The sequence below is a fragment of the Salibacterium halotolerans genome (assembly GCF_900115625.1).
Taxonomy (GTDB): domain Bacteria; phylum Bacillota; class Bacilli; order Bacillales; family Marinococcaceae; genus Salibacterium; species Salibacterium halotolerans.
Genome location: NZ_FOXD01000020.1, coordinates 1 through 17,868 on the forward strand (window position 1 = coordinate 1; position 17,868 = coordinate 17,868).

The 17,868-nt window shown below is 48.6% G+C and carries 18 protein-coding genes and 1 other annotated feature; all 18 genes read left to right on the forward strand.

Annotated features, from left to right (window positions below):
* The first annotated feature begins 693 nt into the window (after positions 1–693).
* Positions 694–1,401 (forward strand): MgtC/SapB family protein, encoded by a 708-nt coding sequence (locus BM124_RS14400; protein WP_093338563.1) that lies wholly within the window; start codon positions 694–696, stop codon positions 1,399–1,401.
* A 115-nt stretch (positions 1,402–1,516) separates the two neighbouring features.
* On the forward strand, positions 1,517–1,981 hold the full coding sequence (locus BM124_RS14405) for a CtsR family transcriptional regulator (RefSeq protein WP_093338565.1): 465 nt from the start codon (positions 1,517–1,519) through the stop codon (positions 1,979–1,981).
* A 29-nt stretch (positions 1,982–2,010) separates the two neighbouring features.
* Complete coding sequence (gene mcsA / locus BM124_RS14410; RefSeq protein WP_093338566.1) at positions 2,011–2,556, forward strand: protein-arginine kinase activator protein McsA; 546 nt, start codon at positions 2,011–2,013, stop codon at positions 2,554–2,556.
* Complete coding sequence (gene mcsB / locus BM124_RS14415; RefSeq protein WP_093338568.1) at positions 2,556–3,635, forward strand: protein-arginine kinase McsB; 1,080 nt, start codon at positions 2,556–2,558, stop codon at positions 3,633–3,635. The genes mcsA and mcsB overlap by 1 nt, the downstream gene beginning before the upstream one ends.
* Before the next feature lie 27 nt (positions 3,636–3,662).
* The gene (gene clpC, locus BM124_RS14420) at positions 3,663–6,122 is read left to right on the forward strand and encodes an ATP-dependent protease ATP-binding subunit ClpC (RefSeq protein WP_093338569.1); all 2,460 of its coding nucleotides are present in this window, start codon (positions 3,663–3,665) and stop codon (positions 6,120–6,122) included.
* Positions 6,123–6,229: 107 nt separating this feature from the next.
* A complete protein-coding gene (gene radA, locus BM124_RS14425; protein ID WP_093338571.1) occupies positions 6,230–7,624 on the forward strand; it encodes a DNA repair protein RadA in 1,395 nt (464 codons plus the stop codon).
* Between the two features lie 207 nt (positions 7,625–7,831).
* Positions 7,832–8,929, forward strand: a complete 1,098-nt coding sequence (locus BM124_RS14430) for a PIN/TRAM domain-containing protein (protein ID WP_093338572.1) — start codon at positions 7,832–7,834, stop codon at positions 8,927–8,929.
* A gap of 218 nt (positions 8,930–9,147) precedes the next feature.
* On the forward strand, positions 9,148–9,846 hold the full coding sequence (ispD, locus tag BM124_RS14435) for a 2-C-methyl-D-erythritol 4-phosphate cytidylyltransferase (RefSeq protein ID WP_093338574.1): 699 nt from the start codon (positions 9,148–9,150) through the stop codon (positions 9,844–9,846).
* Positions 9,843–10,331 carry a 2-C-methyl-D-erythritol 2,4-cyclodiphosphate synthase gene (gene ispF, locus BM124_RS14440; RefSeq protein ID WP_093338576.1) on the forward strand — a complete coding sequence of 163 codons (489 nt, stop codon included), beginning with the start codon at positions 9,843–9,845 and terminating at the stop codon, positions 10,329–10,331. Before ispD ends, ispF begins: the two co-directional genes overlap by 4 nt.
* 53 nt (positions 10,332–10,384) lie before the next feature.
* Positions 10,385–11,845, forward strand: a complete 1,461-nt coding sequence (gltX, locus tag BM124_RS14445) for a glutamate--tRNA ligase (RefSeq protein WP_093338577.1) — start codon at positions 10,385–10,387, stop codon at positions 11,843–11,845.
* Between the two features lie 4 nt (positions 11,846–11,849).
* Positions 11,850–12,082 (forward strand) — a binding site (T-box leader).
* A 60-nt stretch (positions 12,083–12,142) separates the two neighbouring features.
* On the forward strand, positions 12,143–12,808 hold the full coding sequence (epsC, locus tag BM124_RS14450; protein WP_093338663.1) for a serine O-acetyltransferase EpsC: 666 nt from the start codon (positions 12,143–12,145) through the stop codon (positions 12,806–12,808).
* Complete coding sequence (gene cysS, locus BM124_RS14455) at positions 12,809–14,212, forward strand: cysteine--tRNA ligase (RefSeq protein WP_093338579.1); 1,404 nt, start codon at positions 12,809–12,811, stop codon at positions 14,210–14,212.
* On the forward strand, positions 14,209–14,625 hold the full coding sequence (locus BM124_RS14460; RefSeq protein WP_093338580.1) for a Mini-ribonuclease 3: 417 nt from the start codon (positions 14,209–14,211) through the stop codon (positions 14,623–14,625). The genes cysS and BM124_RS14460 overlap by 4 nt, the downstream gene beginning before the upstream one ends.
* On the forward strand, positions 14,622–15,371 hold the full coding sequence (rlmB, locus tag BM124_RS14465) for a 23S rRNA (guanosine(2251)-2'-O)-methyltransferase RlmB (RefSeq protein WP_093338582.1): 750 nt from the start codon (positions 14,622–14,624) through the stop codon (positions 15,369–15,371). The genes BM124_RS14460 and rlmB overlap by 4 nt, the downstream gene beginning before the upstream one ends.
* Before the next feature lies 1 nt (position 15,372).
* Positions 15,373–15,885 (forward strand): NYN domain-containing protein, encoded by a 513-nt coding sequence (locus BM124_RS14470; protein WP_093338583.1) that lies wholly within the window; start codon positions 15,373–15,375, stop codon positions 15,883–15,885.
* An 85-nt stretch (positions 15,886–15,970) separates the two neighbouring features.
* Positions 15,971–16,621, forward strand: coding sequence for an RNA polymerase sporulation sigma factor SigH (gene sigH, locus BM124_RS14475; protein ID WP_093338585.1), 651 nt, complete (start codon positions 15,971–15,973; stop codon positions 16,619–16,621).
* A gap of 368 nt (positions 16,622–16,989) precedes the next feature.
* Positions 16,990–17,184, forward strand: a complete 195-nt coding sequence (secE, locus tag BM124_RS14480; RefSeq protein WP_090928572.1) for a preprotein translocase subunit SecE — start codon at positions 16,990–16,992, stop codon at positions 17,182–17,184.
* Between the two features lie 57 nt (positions 17,185–17,241).
* A complete protein-coding gene (gene nusG / locus BM124_RS14485) occupies positions 17,242–17,775 on the forward strand; it encodes a transcription termination/antitermination protein NusG (protein ID WP_093338586.1) in 534 nt (177 codons plus the stop codon).
* Positions 17,776–17,868: the final 93 nt, after the last annotated feature.

A 17,868-nucleotide genomic window follows, 5' to 3' on the forward strand; every position in this document is an offset into this window, starting at 1 on the left:
TTTTAGAAAAATCATAACGACGTTTACATCTGCTATGGGGAGTGCAAACGCAACTATGAATTAACCATAGTTACGTTTCTCCGCTTTCCTGCACCTGTAAACGTCATTATGAACCCCTCTACGTTGCGTTTGTCTCTTTTTTTCCGAGATAAACGCAACGTAAAGGCGTTGCGTACTGTTTCCGGACGAGGGAGAAACCGTTGCATTAGGAATGCAGTTATCTCCAGCTGGGAATTTAAAGATTTTATAGCCAAGGTCATTTTAGAAAAATTATAACGACGTTTGCAGCTGCTGCTTGGGGTGCAAACGCAACTATGAATTAATCATAGTTACGTTTCTTCTCCCTTCAGGATCGGTAAACGTCACCATGAACCTTTTTATGTTGCGTTTGTCTCTATTTTTTCATGATAAACGCGACGTAGATGTGGTGGGAGCTGCCTATGAACGACGCTTCCACCCGCTGCATCAGGAATACAGCCTTCTCCAGCTATGATTCCAAAGACTATATGGCCAAGATCACTATAGAAAAGTCATAATGGCATTTGAAAATTTTCCTGCCTGCTTACAGCCGTTTCTATTATGGAAACAATAATGCCAAATTTCAGACGGCTTTATCGGATGTTCCATTCATATGGTATAATTTTTTTAACAAGACTATACGCTGCTTGTATGTCACCGTAGAGGAGGTCTTTTATGGATGTGCTGTGGACCGAGGACTCCGTTGTTATTATGGTGCGGATTTTATCTGCTGCTGTGCTTGCCGGTTTGATTGGTGCAGAACGGGAATATAAAAAGCACCCGGCCGGTTTCCGGACACACCTGCTTGTAGGCACGGGAGCGTGTCTCGCCATGGTGATGGCTTTGTTTGGATTCCAGCCTTACCTCGAAGAAAATCCTGATATCTCTGCATATGATCCGTCCCGTCTGGCTTCCTACGTTATCAGTGGTGTCGGATTTTTAGGGGCAGGAACGATTATCGTGCAGGGGGTATCCGTGAAAGGATTAACCACCGCGGCTTCCATCTGGGTAGTGGCCTCGATTGGCTTGGCCGCCGGAGCCGGTATGTATTTCGCGGCACTTTTAACAACCATTGTTGTTTTGTTGAGTCTGTTGTTTCTCCATAATATCGAGCGGTTATTCCAGCATACATCGACACGTAAAAAGGTCGAAGTTACAGTGGGAACTCATCACACGTCTTTATCTAATATTATCAAAATATTTGAAGAACAAAACATTTTGGTTAAAAACATAACCGGGAGCACAGAACATGAAGCACAGGAGCAGAATATTTCCTTTGTTTTTGATATTGAAAGTCCTCCAGATAAGAACACAGCCGATCTTTATGATCAGTTAATAAGAATGGAGGGTGTACAGAAAGTGGATTTGGCGGTGTCTTCCTGATTAGATAAAAGGGTTTTGCTTGATTTTTTTTCTGTATTGTATTATGCTTAAAGTCAAAGATAGTCAAAGTCAGTAGTATTAAAACAGATATAGAAAGGGAAGGAGGCTGGCCCTTTTGCGTAACATTTCAGATGGTATAGAAAAATATTTGAAGCAGATTCTTACCCAGAGCGAGAAGGATTTAATTGAAATAAAGCGAAGTGAACTGGCGAAGCGTTTTGAATGTGTGCCGTCGCAGATAAATTATGTTATCAGTACGAGATTTACAAATGAAAAAGGATATATCGTAGAGAGCAAAAGGGGCGGCGGAGGGTATATCCGTATTACGAAAGTAAAGGTGGATGATCACGCTGAACTGATTAATCAACTGTTGATGCTGATTGACGGAGGGATTGATCAGGTGACAGCGGAAAGTATCATTATGCGGCTGTACGAAGAGAATGCTGTATCCAGGCGGGAGGCAAATGTGATGGCATCCGCCCTGGACCGTAATATTCTATCGTTGAGATACGCAGAAGAACGGGATTGGCTTCGCGCGAAAATGCTGAAAGCCATGCTGCAGAGTCTGCGGTACCAATAGAATTAATGGCGGAGGGAGGAACACAGGAAGTGCTATGTCAAGAATGCCAAACACGCCAGGCTGCTCTGCATTTCACTAAAATTATAAACGGAAAAAAAGCGGAAATGCACTTGTGTGATGAATGCGCCCGGAACAAAGGAGAACAGATTCCGGGGTCGAACAGTTATTCTATTCATGAATTATTATCCGGTCTGCTGAATGTTGAGCAGGTATCTGGAAATAATGGATTTAAGACACAGGAAACCGAGGAGCCGAAACAGCCTGTCTGCCGCGGTTGCGGGTTGACGTATGAACGTTTTGCGAAAACGGGACGGTTTGGATGTGCACAGTGCTATCAAGCGTTTGAAACGAAACTGGATCCCATATTAAAACGTGTACACAGTGGAAATTACCGCCATTCGGGCAAAATTCCCAAACGTACAGGTGGAAATATAAAGGTGCAGCGCGAAATGGAGCAGCTTCGGGAAGATCTGCGCAGCCGTGTGGAACAGGAAGAATTTGAAGAAGCGGCGCGCCTGCGCGATTATATCCGCGAACTGGAAAAGAAAATGCACAGCGGAGAGGAGGACGCCTGATGTCACTGCAGCGTTTCATCTCAGAAGCAATCAGTCCGTGGATGAAAAATGAACCGGGGCCGGACAGTGATATTGTATTGAGCACGAGAATTCGTCTTGCCCGGAACATGGAACAATACCCTTTTCCTGTTTTTGCTTCACAGGAGACAGCTGAAGCTGTGCTGCATCATACAGCCCGTGAGTTTTCATCTATCCGGATGCAGGCCGGAAGTTCTCTGGAACGTCTGAATATGGATGATTTCACCCTGAACGAAAAAAGAGTGCTGGTGGAAAAGCATTTAATCAGTCCTTATCTGGCGGAACGCTCCCAATTCGGAGCTGTCATGCTCAGCCCGGATGAATCGGTGAGCATTATGTTAAATGAAGAAGACCATATACGAATGCAGTCGCTCTTCCGTGGTTTTCAGCTTAGTGAGGGGCTTGATTTTTCAAATAAGCTGGATGACTGGACCGAGGAGAAAATAACATATGCCTTTGATGAAAAGCGGGGGTACTTAACAAGCTGTCCGACCAACGTCGGTACTGGTATGAGAGCATCGGTCATGATGCATCTGCCGGCTTTGGTAATGACAAGGCAGTTGAACCGGATTCTACCCGCCATTCACCAGCTGGGCCTTGTCGTACGCGGCATTTACGGAGAAGGAAGTGAAGCCCAGGGTAATCTTTTTCAGATTTCCAATCAAATGACACTTGGAAAGTCTGAAGAGGATATTGTCGAAGATCTGCAAGGCGTTGTAACCCAGATTATCCGCCAGGAACGGATGGCCAGAGACGCATTGATGCGTTCGTCCCGAACGTATATGGAAGATAAAGTGTTCCGCTCCTTCGGCATCCTGAAAAACAGCCGGATTATGGAGTCTAAAGAGGCAACGGAAAGGCTGTCGGATGTACGTCTGGGTATTGATCTTGATTTAATTAAAGGGATTTCGGGTAATATTCTGAATGAGTTGATGATTTTGACGCAGTCGGGTTTCCTCCAGCAGTATGCAAAAAAAGAACTGCGTGCGGATGAGCGTGACATGAGACGCGCTTCGCTTATTCGTGAGAGAATGGAGCTGGAGAAAGAGAGCGGTGAATAAGTAATTTATAAGTGGAGGTGCGCATAGATGATGTTTGGACGTTTTACAGAAAGAGCCCAGAAAGTACTGGCGCTTGCTCAGGAAGAAGCAATCCGTCTGGGGCATAACAATATAGGAACAGAGCATGTTCTTCTCGGCCTGATACGGGAAGGAGAAGGTATCGCGGCCAAAGCGCTGCAGGCCTTGAACCTTGGTTCAGATCAGATTCAAAAAGAAGTGGAGGCCTTGATCGGCAGCGGCCAGGAAGGGTCGAAAACGATTCATTATACGCCGAGAGCCAAAAAGGTTATTGAATTGTCCATGGATGAAGCACGAAAGCTTGGTCATTCCTATGTAGGAACAGAACACATTCTACTCGGTTTAATCCGGGAAGGAGAAGGTGTTGCGGCCAGAGTGTTGAACAATCTTGGTGTCAGCCTGAACAAAGCCCGCCAGCAGGTGCTGCAACTGCTTGGTAACAATGAATCCGCAGGCGGCGGCAGCCAGCAGCAGGCAGCACCCGCAGGCGGAAATTCCAATGCCGGCACGCCTACCCTGGACAGTCTGGCCCGTGATTTGACAGCCGTAGCGAAAGAAGAGGGCCTTGATCCGGTCATCGGGCGCGGCAGTGAAATTGAACGTGTTATTCAGGTACTGAGCCGCCGGACGAAAAACAACCCGGTTCTTATCGGGGAACCTGGTGTTGGTAAAACAGCCGTAGCTGAAGGTCTGGCACAATCAATCATTTCCAATGAAGTTCCGGAAATTCTCCGCAGTAAGCGTGTTATGACACTCGATATGGGAACGGTTGTCGCCGGGACAAAATACCGCGGCGAGTTTGAAGACCGGTTGAAAAAGGTAATGGAAGAAATCCGCCAAGCCGGCAACGTCATTCTTTTCATTGATGAACTTCATACACTTATTGGAGCCGGAGGTGCAGAAGGAGCCATCGATGCCTCCAACATTCTGAAGCCGTCTCTTGCCAGAGGGGAACTGCAGTGTATTGGTGCAACGACGATGGATGAATACCGTAAGTATATCGAAAAAGACGCGGCACTAGAGCGCCGCTTTCAGCCGATCCAGGTCGATGAACCAACGACAGAAGAGTCCATTCAGATTCTTGCCGGCCTTCGTGACCGTTATGAAGCCCATCACCGCGTCACGATTCCGGACGCTTCCATCGAAGAGGCCGTTAAACTGTCAGACCGTTATATTTCCGACCGTTTCCTTCCGGACAAAGCGATTGACCTGATCGATGAAGCGGGATCAAAAGTAAGACTCCGCTCCTACACAGCTCCGCCTAACCTGAAAGAGCTGGAACAGAAGCTTGAAGAAACGCGCAAAGAAAAAGATGCGTCTGTGCAGAGCCAGGAATTTGAAAAAGCGGCTTCGCTCCGTGACAGTGAACAGCGGCTGCGCGAAGAAGTCGAAAACATGAAAGATGAATGGAAAGAAAAACAGGGGCAGGAAAACACGGAAGTGACAGCAGAAGATATCGCCCAGGTTGTGGCAAGCTGGACCGGTATCCCTGTGTCAAAAATTGCCGAGGAAGAAACCGAACGGCTGCTTCGTATGGAAGAAATTCTTCATAATCGTGTGGTCGGCCAGGACGAAGCAGTGAAATCCCTGTCCCAGGCTGTGCGGCGTGCCCGTGCGGGTCTGAAGGACCCTAAACGTCCAATCGGCTCATTCATATTCCTTGGACCAACCGGTGTTGGTAAAACAGAACTGGCACGCGCTGTCGCAGAAACACTGTTCGGAGATGAAGAATCCATCATCCGCATTGACATGTCCGAGTTTATGGAACGTCATGCCACCAGCCGTCTGGTCGGTTCCCCGCCTGGATATGTAGGGTTTGAAGAGGGCGGCCAGCTCACAGAAAAAGTCCGCCGTAATCCGTACTCTGTTATTCTGCTTGATGAGGTGGAAAAGGCGCATCCTGAAGTCTTTAACATCCTCCTGCAGGTTCTAGAGGATGGTTTCCTGACAGATTCAAAAGGACGACGCGTGGATTTCAGAAACACGGCCATCATTATGACTTCAAACGTAGGTGCCAACCTGCTCCGCAAAAATAACTATGCAGGTTTCACCACCAATACTGATGAAGGGGAAAACTTTAAAGATATGCGCGATAAAGTGATGGGTGAGCTGAAAAATACGTTCCGGCCGGAATTCTTAAACCGCCTCGATGAAATCATCGTCTTCCACAGTCTCGAGAAGGAGCACATCAAAGAAATTGTCGGTTTGATGGCCGAACAGCTGAAAAAACGGCTGTCAGAGCAGGGTATTAACTTTGAGCTCAGTGAAGCGGCCCAAAGTAAAATTGCTGATGAAGGCTTTGACCCGGAATACGGAGCGCGTCCACTCCGCCGTGCCCTGCAGCGCCAGGTGGAAGATCGTCTTTCCGAGGAGCTCCTGCGCGGTGCGATTAAAGATGGAGACACAGCATATATCGATGTGAAAGACGGCGGTTTTGTCGTTGAAACGAAATCCGGAGCCAAAACGTAAAAGAGAGTATATCTGAATAGCAACAGCTGTTTGTAGAAGGCTCCGGCCTTTTGCGAACAGCTGTTTTATATCAAAGTTGAACCAAAACATAAAACGGAGGACACTTGATGGCAAAACAGAAATCGAAATTTGTCTGCCAGGATTGCGGATATGAATCACAGAAATGGATGGGACGCTGTCCCGGGTGCGGGGAGTGGAACACGCTCGTCGAGGAAATCGAAGCACCGGCAAACAGTTCCGGCGCCAAACGTTCGTTTCAAGAGAGTGGGGAAGCGTCCAGGAAGCCGGAACCAATAACGAAGGTAGCGGGAGAAAAAGAACCGAGAATTGACACGTCCCTTCCGGAATTGAACAGGGTGCTCGGGGGCGGAATTGTGCCGGGTTCCCTCGTATTGGTAGGGGGAGATCCGGGAATAGGGAAATCCACCCTTCTATTGCAGCTGACATCAGTGCTTGCTGAACAGCATCACAGGGTGCTGTATATTTCCGGTGAGGAATCAGTAAAACAGACAAAACTGCGGGCGGACCGCCTCGGCGTTCATGCGGATACACTGTTTGTATTTGCCGAAACTGATTTGGATCTGATAGAACAGGCGATTCACCAGATTCAACCAACGATGGTTGTCATTGATTCCATCCAGACGGTGCACCAGTCCAGCATCTCATCTGCTCCGGGCAGCGTATCCCAGGTTCGCGAAACGACATCGTCTTTTATGAAAATCGCGAAGTCGAGAGGAATTGCTGTGTTTATCGTCGGACATGTGACGAAACAGGGAGCGATAGCCGGGCCGAAAATGCTGGAGCATATGGTAGACTCTGTTCTGTATTTTGAAGGAGAACAGCACCACACGTACCGTATTCTCCGCGCTGTGAAAAACCGTTTCGGATCCACGAATGAAATTGGTATTTTTGAGATGAAGGAAATGGGGCTGAAAGAGGTTAAAAATCCGTCGGAGATTTTTCTGGAGGAACGAACCCAGGGGAGTGCCGGGTCCATTGTCGTAGCGTCACTTGAAGGAACCCGGCCTGTACTTGTTGAAATACAGGCGCTTATTGCACCGTCGAGTTTTTCCAATCCGAAACGAACCGCAACCGGAGTGGATCACAACCGGATTGCCCTTTTGATGGCAGTGCTTGAGAAACGGCTCGGCATGCTGCTGCAGAATCAGGACGCCTATATGAATGTGGCAGGCGGTGTCAAACTGGATGAACCTGCGATTGACCTTGGGCTGGCGGTCTGCATTGCTTCAAGTTTCCGCAATCATGCGACCAACCCGGCGGATGTTGTGGTGGGGGAAGTCGGTTTGACCGGGGAAATACGAAGAGTGGCCCGGGTGGAGGACAGAATTTATGAGGCAGCCAAACTTGGTTTCGAACGTGCGGTCGTTCCGCAGAAGAACCTGGAAGGCTGGACCTACCCGGAGAACATTGAAGTTGTCGGAGTATCAACGCTCGAAGAAGCATTGGAAGTGTGTCTCGAACACTCTCCTGTTCAATGGTGAAAAATGTAACATTTTGTAGAATGTGACATTGACTTTACAATTCCTTCACGATACAATGAAAAATTCTAAAAATCTATGACAAGAAGCCAAAAATTTGCTATATTAAAATTAAAACCCTTTCCCGGTTTCATTTTGTTAAAAAGAAATACGGTAGAAGGGTTTGAAAAAAGAAATAGTGTCCATAATGAAAAAAGGAGGTGAGAGGGTGTGCTGAAAAGTATTGTACAGCTGTTTTTTATTTTGGCCGGAGGCACGCTGGGTGTTATCTTTATACCTGCATTAATATCTTTACTAAACTATAGTTCGATACCCGGGTGGCTCGGCAATCCATATGTAAGTGCACTTCTCGGCGCAATTATTGTATTTGCGGCAACGTTCTGGGTGGCTGACCATATTGTCCACGGAATGAAGGTGTTGGAAGAAAAGATTGTGAAGGCGCCGGTTACCGATGTGCTTTTTGGAACATTCGGTCTTGTATTCGGTCTGGTGGTCGCGTTTCTCATCAGTCTGCCGCTGGATTCCCTGTATCTTCCGGTTGTTAACTCGGTTCTTCCGATCTTTATCACGTTTTTTCTTGGTTATTTTGGATTTCAGTTCGGTTTCAAGAAACGTGATGAACTGAAAAGTCTGATTCCGGCCGGCCGCGCTGCTTCTGCGGCGAAGAAAAAGGAGGAAGGCGTTCCAGCCGAACACAGAGCTAAAGTTAAAATTCTGGATACAAGCGTTATTATAGACGGTCGTATCGCGGATGTCTGTCAGACCGGGTTTATTGAGGGGACGCTGGTGATCCCTGAGTTTGTTCTGGAGGAACTGCAGCATATTGCGGATTCATCCGACGTTCTCAAACGAAACCGCGGCCGCCGTGGTCTTGATATTTTAAACCGGATTCAAAAAGAACTTTCCGTCAATGTAGAGATTTATGAAGGGGACTTTGAAGACATCCATGAAGTGGACAGCAAGCTGGTGAAGCTGGCAAAAATACGTGAAGGCATGGTCGTCACCAATGATTTCAACCTGAACAAAGTTTGTGATCTGCAGGGTGTGGAAGTACTGAACATCAATGACCTGGCAAATTCCGTCAAACCAGTCGTACTGCCGGGAGAGGAAATGAACGTGCAGGTGATCAAAGACGGCAAGGAACAGGGTCAGGGTGTCGCCTACTTGGATGATGGCACGATGATTGTCGTGGAAGGCGGACGCGAGTATATCAGCAAAACGATCCAGGTTGTAGTAACCAGCGTTCTGCAGACAAGTGCGGGTCGTATGATATTTGCCAAACCAAAACTGATGGAAAAAGCCCTATAAACAGGATCCCCCTCTGTCTGATGCAGGCAGAGGGGTTTTCGTGGTTAATAGCTGCCGCGGGCCTGCAGGTCAGCTCGGCGCTGCCTCAGGACGTGGCGCTTTTAAGCCGAACTTCCACTGCTCAGGGCGTTTACGCTTTTCTTGTTGCGGTAGACGGGCTTTCAAGTTATGATAAAAGAGCCTGATTTTAAAGCGAGTTCAGTTATTGGAGAGGTACTATGAAATATACAGTCGTGATACCGGCGGCAGGGCAGGGCAAGCGCATGAAAGCCGGCCACAATAAGCAGTTTTTAATGCTTGAGGACCGGCCCTTAATCGTTCATACCGTCTCTGTGTTTGAACAGGACACGTGGTGTGAACGCATTATTGTCGTCGCCAATGAGGATGAAACCGGTCCGATGAACACATTATTCGAACAGTGGAACTTCCGCAAAGTTGACCGCATTGTGACTGGCGGCGAGGAGAGACAGGATAGTGTGTTTGAAGGACTGAAAAAGGCGGACGGCTTAGATGACGCGATTGTTCTGGTCCACGACGGGGCGCGGCCGTTTGTGACGGAAGACCATATACATGAACTGGTCCTGAAAGCATCGGAGCAGGGCGCAGCCGTAATCGGTCTCCGCATGAAAGATACAGTGAAAAAGGTAGCGGACGGCGTTGTGACAGAAACGATTGAACGCTCAAGCGTGTGGTCCGTCCAGACACCGCAGGCTTTTCGGTTTTCCGTAGTTTATGATGCCTACCGTAAAGCCGAAGAAGATCATTTCCGGGGAACGGATGACACCAGCCTTGTGGAACGCATGAACGTTTCGGTACATATCGTGGAAGGCGGTTATGATAATATTAAACTGACTACCCCGGAAGATATGGTCGTCGCCAAAGCGATCCTGAAAAAACGAAGGGGGAAACGGCAGTGAGAATTGGACATGGGTTTGATGTACATCGGCTGACAAAAGGGCGGCCGCTCATACTGGGAGGCGTGACAATTCCGCACCCCCAGGGGCTGGCAGGACATTCCGATGCCGATGTACTGCTGCACGCAGCTGCGGATGCGCTTCTGGGAGCTGTCGGAGGCGGGGACATCGGCGCTCACTTCCCTGATACGGACCCCGCCTATAAAGATATGGATTCATCGCTGCTGCTTGAGCAGGTGTATAAGGTAGTCCGAGAGAAGGGGTACCAACTGGTGAATATAGATGGTACAATTCTTGCGCAGAAACCGAAGATGGCACCTTACATTGTTGACATAGAAAGCAATATAGCCCGTGTGCTCGATAGTCCTCTCTCCCGGATCAACGTAAAAGCAACAACGACAGAAACGCTTGGATTCACGGGGAGAGAAGAAGGCATTGCCGCCCATGCAGTCGTTCTTCTGGAGAGCCTTTCCGGCACAGATGAATAAGGAACTTGCGCATAATAGAGAATAGTACCAATGATGATGGAAGGTGGAGAATTATGAGCAGTGAAGTAAGAGTTCGGTTTGCGCCAAGCCCGACAGGACATCTTCATATCGGCGGAGCGCGTTCCGCCTTGTTTAACTTTTTGTTCGCCCGCAGCCAGGGCGGAAAGTTTATTGTCCGCATTGAAGACACAGACCAGGCCAGAAACGTAGGAGATGCCACCGGCAAATTGATGGACAGCCTGAAATGGCTGGGTATCGACTGGGATGAAAGTGTGGACAAGGGAGGCCCGTATGCCCCCTATCGCTGTATGGAGCGTCTTGATACTTATGAAACATACCTGCAGCAGCTTCTCGAAGAAGGAAAAGCGTACTATGATTATATGACCGAAGAAGAACTGCAGAAAGAACGTGAAGAACAGCTTGCCCGCGGAGAAGCGCCGAAGTACAGCGGACGCGACCGGGATTTGACACCGGAACAGAGAAAAGCCTACGAAGATCAGGGTATACAGCCAGTCGTGCGCTTTCGTGTTCCTGGAAACAAAAGCGTACACGTACCGGATCAGGTGCGGGGAGATGTCACGTTTGAAACGAACGATATCGGTGATTTCGTCATCGCTCGTAAAGACGGAATCCCAACCTATAACTTCGCGGTCGTCGTAGATGATCATCTAATGGCCATCTCGCATGTTATTCGCGGGGAAGAACATTTATCCAACGCCCCGAGACAGGCTCTTGTGTTTGAAGCATTCGGGTGGGAAAAGCCGATGTTTGCCCATGCTTCCCTTATTCTAAATCCCGACCGTCAGAAGATGAGCAAACGGGACGAATCCATTATGCAGTTCGTGGAGCAGTACCAGGAACTCGGCTATCTGCCGGAAGCACTGGTCAACTTTCTCGCGCTTCTCGGCTGGTCGCCTGTCGGGGAAGAAGAGCTGTTCTCGATGGAAGCTCTGCAGGAGCAGTTTTCACTGGAGCGGGTTTCCAAAGCGCCGGCGGTTTTTGACAACGACAAATTAGCCTGGATGAATAACCAGTATGTAAAAGAAGCGGATTTGGACCGCCTCACAGAACTTGCTGTTCCTTATCTTCAAAAAGCAGACAAACTGCCCGATACCTTAAGTGAAGAGCAGTATGAATGGACGAAGCGTCTCGTTTCCATTTATCAGGAGCAGATGCATTATGCCGCGGAGATTACCAAGCTGACAGAGTTGTTCTTTCAAAGCGGAATCGATTATAATGAAGATGCCAAAGACGTATTGTCCGGAGAACAGGTGCCGGAAGTGCTGGAGCAGTTTTCAAAAGAACTGGAAGCTCTTGAGGCCTTTGAACCGGATGAAATAAAGGCAGCCATCAAGTCCGTGCAGAAAGCGACAGGACAAAAGGGCAAGAAACTGTTTATGCCGATCCGGGCAGCGGTGACCGGACAGACACACGGTCCGGAGCTGCCGCAGGCGATTGCGCTGCTTGGAGAAGAAACCGTACAGAAGCGGCTGCAGCACGCAGTAACACAATAAAAAAGAGAAAGTGTAGACGGGAAGAAGTAGGCGGCGCTTCGTCCAGACAGAGAGAATCACCGCGGCTGAGAGTGGTTTTGGAACGACGCAGCTGAATATGCATCCCTGAACCTTCCGCTGAAATGATAGTAGGCGGAAGCGGCAGCAATGCCGTTATCCAGGAAGGGAAAAGAAATATCCCGCGGGATATTTCTTTTAAACAGAGTGGAACCGCGTTTAAAGACAAGCGTCTCTGTGCAGAAAACATGCACGGAGACGCTTTTTTACTACACCCGGGGGAGGGAAGTGGAATACGCTATGTGGAAGACGTTAAAAAATGATATGGACGTGGTGTTTGAACAGGATCCTGCTGCCCGAAGCAGACTCGAAGTCGTATTCACCTATGCCGGCGTGCATGCAATCTGGTCCCACCGGATCGCTCATCTGCTCTGGAAAAAGAAGATGTATTTTCTGGGACGTCTTCTCTCCCAGATCAGCCGTTTCTTTACGGGGATTGAAATTCATCCGGGAGCGGTCATCGGCCAGCGTCTGTTTATTGACCACGGCATGGGTGTTGTTATTGGAGAAACATGTGAGATTAAAGACAACGTCACTATTTACCAGGGTGTGACACTTGGCGGGACCGGAAAAGAAAAGGGGAAACGCCACCCGACCATTGAAGACAATGTGCTGATCGCGACAGGTGCCAAGATACTGGGATCGATGACGATCGGCCGGAATTCCAATATAGGCGGAGGCTCCGTTGTTTTAAAAGAAGTGCCGCCCAACTCCACCGTGGTCGGCATTCCGGGCAAAGTCGTCGTTCAGGACGGAGTGAAAGTGGAACGTAATGACCTGAACCATCATAAGCTGCCCGATCCTGTCTCGGATAAATTCAAAGAACTGGAACAGGAGATCGCGGAACTGAAGAAAGAACTTTCGGAGCAAAAAGAAAAAACGATAAAGGAAGGGACCGATGACTGAATGGGGATTACGCTGTATAACACATTAACCCGGCAGAAAGAAGCTTTTCAGCCGATGTCCGGCAGCGAAGTGAAGATGTATGTGTGCGGACCAACCGTTTATAACTATATCCACATCGGAAACGCCCGTCCGGCTATCGTGTTTGACATGGTTCGTAAATACCTGGAATACCGCGGGTACGACGTTCACTACGTTTCGAATTTCACCGATGTGGACGATAAAATCATCAAAGCCGCGAACGAACTCGGTGAAGAGGTTCCCCGGCTGGCGGAGCGTTTTATAGAGGCATATTTTGAAGATACCGGAGCGCTCGGGGTGGATAAGGCGGATCTCCATCCGCGGGTGACAGAAACGATGCCTGAAATTATTTCGTTTATCAAAGCATTGATAGACAAAGGATATGCGTATGAAGCAGACGGAGATGTCTATTTTTCCACGCCGTCCTTTTCTGACTACGGGAAGTTATCGTCGCAGTCCATTCAGGATCTGCAGCTGGGTGCCCGTATTGAACCGGGGGAGAAAAAGAAGAACGCTCTTGATTTTGCTCTCTGGAAATCATCCAAAGAAGGGGAAATCTCCTGGGAAAGCCCGTGGGGAAGCGGACGTCCGGGGTGGCATATCGAATGCTCGGCGATGGTGGAGAAATATCTGGGTGAGACGATTGATATTCATGCCGGCGGACAGGATCTGGCCTTCCCGCATCATGAAAATGAGATCGCACAGTCGGAAGCTTTAAACGAAAAGCAGATGGCCCATTACTGGATGCATAACGGCTATATCCAGATTGATAATGAAAAAATGTCCAAATCACTCGGGAACTTTGTGCTTGTGCATGATATTATTCAAAAGCACGCACCTGAAGTAATTCGTTTCTTTATGCTGCAGGCGCATTACCGCAGCCCGCTGAACTTTAATGAAGAGCTGCTCGAAAGTGCCAAAAACAGCCTGGAACGGATCCAGACGACGGTCAATAACCTGAAACACCGCCATCAGGAAAGCGCGGACTTTGGAGAAGCAGGCAGCTGGCAGGAAACCGCAGCTGAATACCTGCAGCGTTTTATCCGTGAAATGGACGATGACTTTAACAGCGCCAACGGTATCACCGTTCTGTTTGATCTCATCAAAACAGCCAACCTTTATCTTCAGGAGAAGCAGACGTCCAAAGAAGTACTGATATCTTTTCTGGATACCATCCGTGAAATCGGTTCGGCGCTGGATATCATGGTGGAAACCTCGGAAGGCATGCTGGATGAAGAGATTGAAGCATTAATGGAGGAACGGGTGCAGGCCAGGAAATCAAGAAATTTTGCGAGAGCAGATGAAATCCGGGACTATCTGAAGGATCAGGGCATTATTCTTGAAGATACCCCGCAGGGCACACGCTGGAAAAGGGAGCAGTCATGACAGAAAAAAACCAGCACGTCGATGCAGGACAATTAAATGCTCTTGCGCTTGCCTATATGGGGGATGCCGTCTATGATCTTCACATCCGACATTACCTTATCGCGTCTGGAAGTGTACGGCCAAACCAGCTTCACCGGAGCGCTGTCACGTATGTTTCCGCGGAAGCCCAGGCTGAAGTGATGCATGCCTTTCTGCAGGAGGACATGCTGTCCGGTGAGGAAGCTGCCGCAGCAAGACGCGGCAGAAATGCAAAATCAGGATCGGTTCCAAAAAACACGGATCAAAACACGTACCGGTACAGCACCGCGTTTGAAGCACTGATTGGCTATGTGTACTTCCGCGGACGCAAAGACAGGCTGACAGAGCTTATAGATTATGCCGTAACGATAAGAGAAGGGAGTGAAAAAAAATGAACGAAGAATGGATATACGGAAAAAATGCTGTGCTGGAAGCGCTGCGGGCAGAGCAGCCGATCCATAAAGTGTGGCTGGCCGAAGGCTCTGTGAAAGGCCAGGCCCGGGATGTGCAGAAGCTCGCCAAGGATCAGGGCATTGTCGTGCAGACCGTGCCGCGCGGCAAGCTGAACGATCTTTCCGGAACGACGGACCATCAAGGAGTGCTGGCTTCCTTGCCGGCGGTGTCCTATGCAGCGCTGGATGATTTGTTCGAAGCTGCAAAAAAGAAGAAGGAGAATCCGTTTTTTGTGCTTCTGGATGAAATTTCGGACCCCCATAACCTTGGGGCGGTCATCCGTACGGCAGATGCATCCGGCGCCCACGGTGTCATTATTCCAAAACGCCGCTCTGCGGGCCTGACCGACGTTGTTTTTAAATCATCCGCCGGTGCAGCAGCCCATGTTCCTGTCGCCAGGGTAACCAATATGGCACGGACGATGGAAGAACTGAAAAAAGAAGGGCTCTGGCTGGCCGGGGCAGCCGGGGGGGGATCAGAAGATTACCGGACACTGGATGCTTCGGTCCCGGTCGGCCTGGTCGTTGGAAATGAAGGGAAAGGGATGAGCCGCAACGTGAAGGAAAAGTGTGATTTCCTGCTGTCGATCCCCATGACCGGGCAGGTTTCTTCGCTGAACGTCTCCGCAGCGGCGACTCTTCTCATGTATGAAGTTTACCGGCGCCGCCGCCCGTTAGGAAGCGTCTAGTATGAAAGATATACTGCTGGTGGATGGATACAATATTATTGGAGACTGGCCGGAATTAAAAGACTTACGGGATAAAAACCTGGAAGAGGCAAGAGACCGTCTTGTGCAGAAGATGGCCGAATACCGGGCATACAAAGGCTGGGACATCAAAGTGATTTTTGATGCTCACATGGTAGAAGGGGCAGGCCGCGAGTATCAGAAGTATCTGGTGGATATTATTTTCACCAAAGAGAACGAAACAGCGGATGAGCGCATTGAAAAACTGGTGGGACAGTTGAAGAATGTGGAAACCAGAGTTTATGTGGCGACTTCGGATTATGCGGAGCAGTCTTTCACCTTTGGAAGCGGAGCCCTGCGTAAGTCCGCACGCGAACTCCGGGTGGAGATGGAAATGGTGGAACAAAACATATCCAGGAGTGTAACCGATCAGGCGCGGCAGGAACATATGTCGAATTTTCCCCTTCCACGCGAAATCGCTGAAATTTTTGAAAAATGGCGTCGAGGCGGCCGTTGAGCTGTTGACGCCTTCATAAAAATTCCTATATAATGTTGCTATATCTTCCTAAAATCTACAATCAGTCGAGGGCGGAGGGGTTGTATTGGGTCTTGACCTCAAAGAAAACGGGCATCAGTATACCGGCAGAACAGAAGATGAACTGCTCATCCGGCATGTTCAATCCGGAGACAATCATGCGCTGGAATTTCTTATTAACAAGTACAAAAGCTTTGTCCGGGCTAAAGCCAGGTCCTACTTTTTGATCGGCGGTGATCAGGAGGATATTGTACAGGAAGGCATGATCGGCCTGTACAAGGCGGTCAGGGACTATCAGGGGGACAAGCTGTCATCGTTTCGTGCGTTTGCGGAACTTTGCATCACAAGGCAGATTATTACTGCTATAAAAACGGCGACCCGGCAGAAGCATATGCCGCTCAATTCCTATGTTTCGCTGGACAAGCCTCTGTATGATGAAGAATCAGAGCGGACGCTGCTTGATGTGCTCTGTGAATCCAGTGGAAGTGATCCGGAAGAGCTTATTGTGAACCGCGAGGAACTGCACGATATTGAAGGACGGATAGGTGAAGTTCTCAGCGATCTGGAACAGAAAGTGCTGTTGTTATATCTCGATGGGAGGTCGTATCAGGAGATTTCAGGAGATTTGAAACGCCACGTGAAGTCTATTGATAATGCGTTGCAGCGTGTCAAACGAAAATTAGAGAAGTGTGTCGAAGTAAAGGGTGTCGGTTCTTAATGAATGAAGAGACCTTCAATTTTAAACAATTTAAGAAAGCGTTTTCAAAACGGCGTCACAGAAGCTTTTCTGCTGAAATGGAAGAGCATGTCAATGTAAATTGACATGCTCTTTTTTTTATGATAAAGTGACTTAGCGTATGCAGGGTATCTGTTTAATGGATACTTCAAATGAAAAAAAGAAAGAATAGACTGCGTGTTTTTGGGAAACAACGGAATAACCGGAAGAAACAAACCGCATGGAACGGATGAAAAACATTGAGAGCGGTTGTTTTTTTATTTGTGCACAAAACGATAGACACATAGTTTGATCAGAGGAGAAAGGCGGCCGTCTGCAAAAGGCGGTTTGACTGGTTTGGAGGTGGCTGTATGGCTGACGGAACAAAAAGCCCGGTGAAATTTCTGCGTGAAGTAGGAAAAGAAATGAAGCGCGTCACCTGGCCGACCCGGAGGGAACTGACAAAATATACGATTGTTGTTTTAGTGACGGTAGTGTTCTTTGTTATTTTCTTTGCGGTCGTGGATCTCGGGTTGTCAGAACTGGTTCGAATTATCCTTGAATAAAGGAATGAGCAGAAGGCTCCGAATAAAAGGAGGGAAGGACGGACCGTCCAGTAAATAATGGAAATGAATTGGTATGTGGTTCACACCTATTCCGGCTACGAGAATAAAGTAAAAACGAACTTGGAAAAGCGTGTCGCCTCGATGGAAATGACGGACAAAATTTTCCGGGTACTTGTGCCGGTCGAAGAAGAATCAGAAGTGAAAAATGGAAAGACGAAACAGGTCATGCGTAAAATATTCCCCGGATATGTCATCGTGGAGATGGTTATGACCGATGATTCCTGGTACGTTGTACGGAATACGCCGGGGGTTACAGGGTTTGTCGGATCCACCGGAGCCGGTTCGAAGCCGACCCCGCTTCTGCCTGAAGAAGTGGAGCATATTCTCCGGCAGGCCGGTGAGCAGGAGCCAAAAACTGAAACAGAGTTTGAGCTGCAGGAAGCGGTGAAAGTAACAGATGGTCCGTTCGCCGATTTCACCGGTACAATCGAAGATATCAATGCGGAAAAACAGAAAATAAAAGTCCATGTCAACATGTTCGGACGTGAAACCCCGGTAGAGCTTGAATTCGGACAGGTGGAAAAGATATAGAAAAAGCGTATGCGTGCCTGGGTGGGCGCCGGCGCTGGATTTTGCGGACAGCGGAATCCATAAAGTTTTCCCCTTTATAAAAAACCCTTGCGG

Coding starts and splice junctions, on each gene's coding strand:
- mcsB (WP_093338568.1), top strand. CDS start 2,556: ATGTCACTGCAGCGTTTCATCTCAGAAGCAATCAGTCCGTGGATGAAA.
- epsC (WP_093338663.1), top strand. CDS start 12,143: ATGTGGAAGACGTTAAAAAATGATATGGACGTGGTGTTTGAACAGGAT.
- cysS (WP_093338579.1), top strand. CDS start 12,809: ATGGGGATTACGCTGTATAACACATTAACCCGGCAGAAAGAAGCTTTT.
- BM124_RS14400 (WP_093338563.1), top strand. CDS start 694: ATGGATGTGCTGTGGACCGAGGACTCCGTTGTTATTATGGTGCGGATT.
- BM124_RS14460 (WP_093338580.1), top strand. CDS start 14,209: ATGACAGAAAAAAACCAGCACGTCGATGCAGGACAATTAAATGCTCTT.
- ispD (WP_093338574.1), top strand. CDS start 9,148: ATGAAATATACAGTCGTGATACCGGCGGCAGGGCAGGGCAAGCGCATG.
- clpC (WP_093338569.1), top strand. CDS start 3,663: ATGATGTTTGGACGTTTTACAGAAAGAGCCCAGAAAGTACTGGCGCTT.
- gltX (WP_093338577.1), top strand. CDS start 10,385: ATGAGCAGTGAAGTAAGAGTTCGGTTTGCGCCAAGCCCGACAGGACAT.
- rlmB (WP_093338582.1), top strand. CDS start 14,622: ATGAACGAAGAATGGATATACGGAAAAAATGCTGTGCTGGAAGCGCTG.
- secE (WP_090928572.1), top strand. CDS start 16,990: ATGGCTGACGGAACAAAAAGCCCGGTGAAATTTCTGCGTGAAGTAGGA.
- nusG (WP_093338586.1), top strand. CDS start 17,242: ATGGAAATGAATTGGTATGTGGTTCACACCTATTCCGGCTACGAGAAT.
- BM124_RS14470 (WP_093338583.1), top strand. CDS start 15,373: ATGAAAGATATACTGCTGGTGGATGGATACAATATTATTGGAGACTGG.
- radA (WP_093338571.1), top strand. CDS start 6,230: ATGGCAAAACAGAAATCGAAATTTGTCTGCCAGGATTGCGGATATGAA.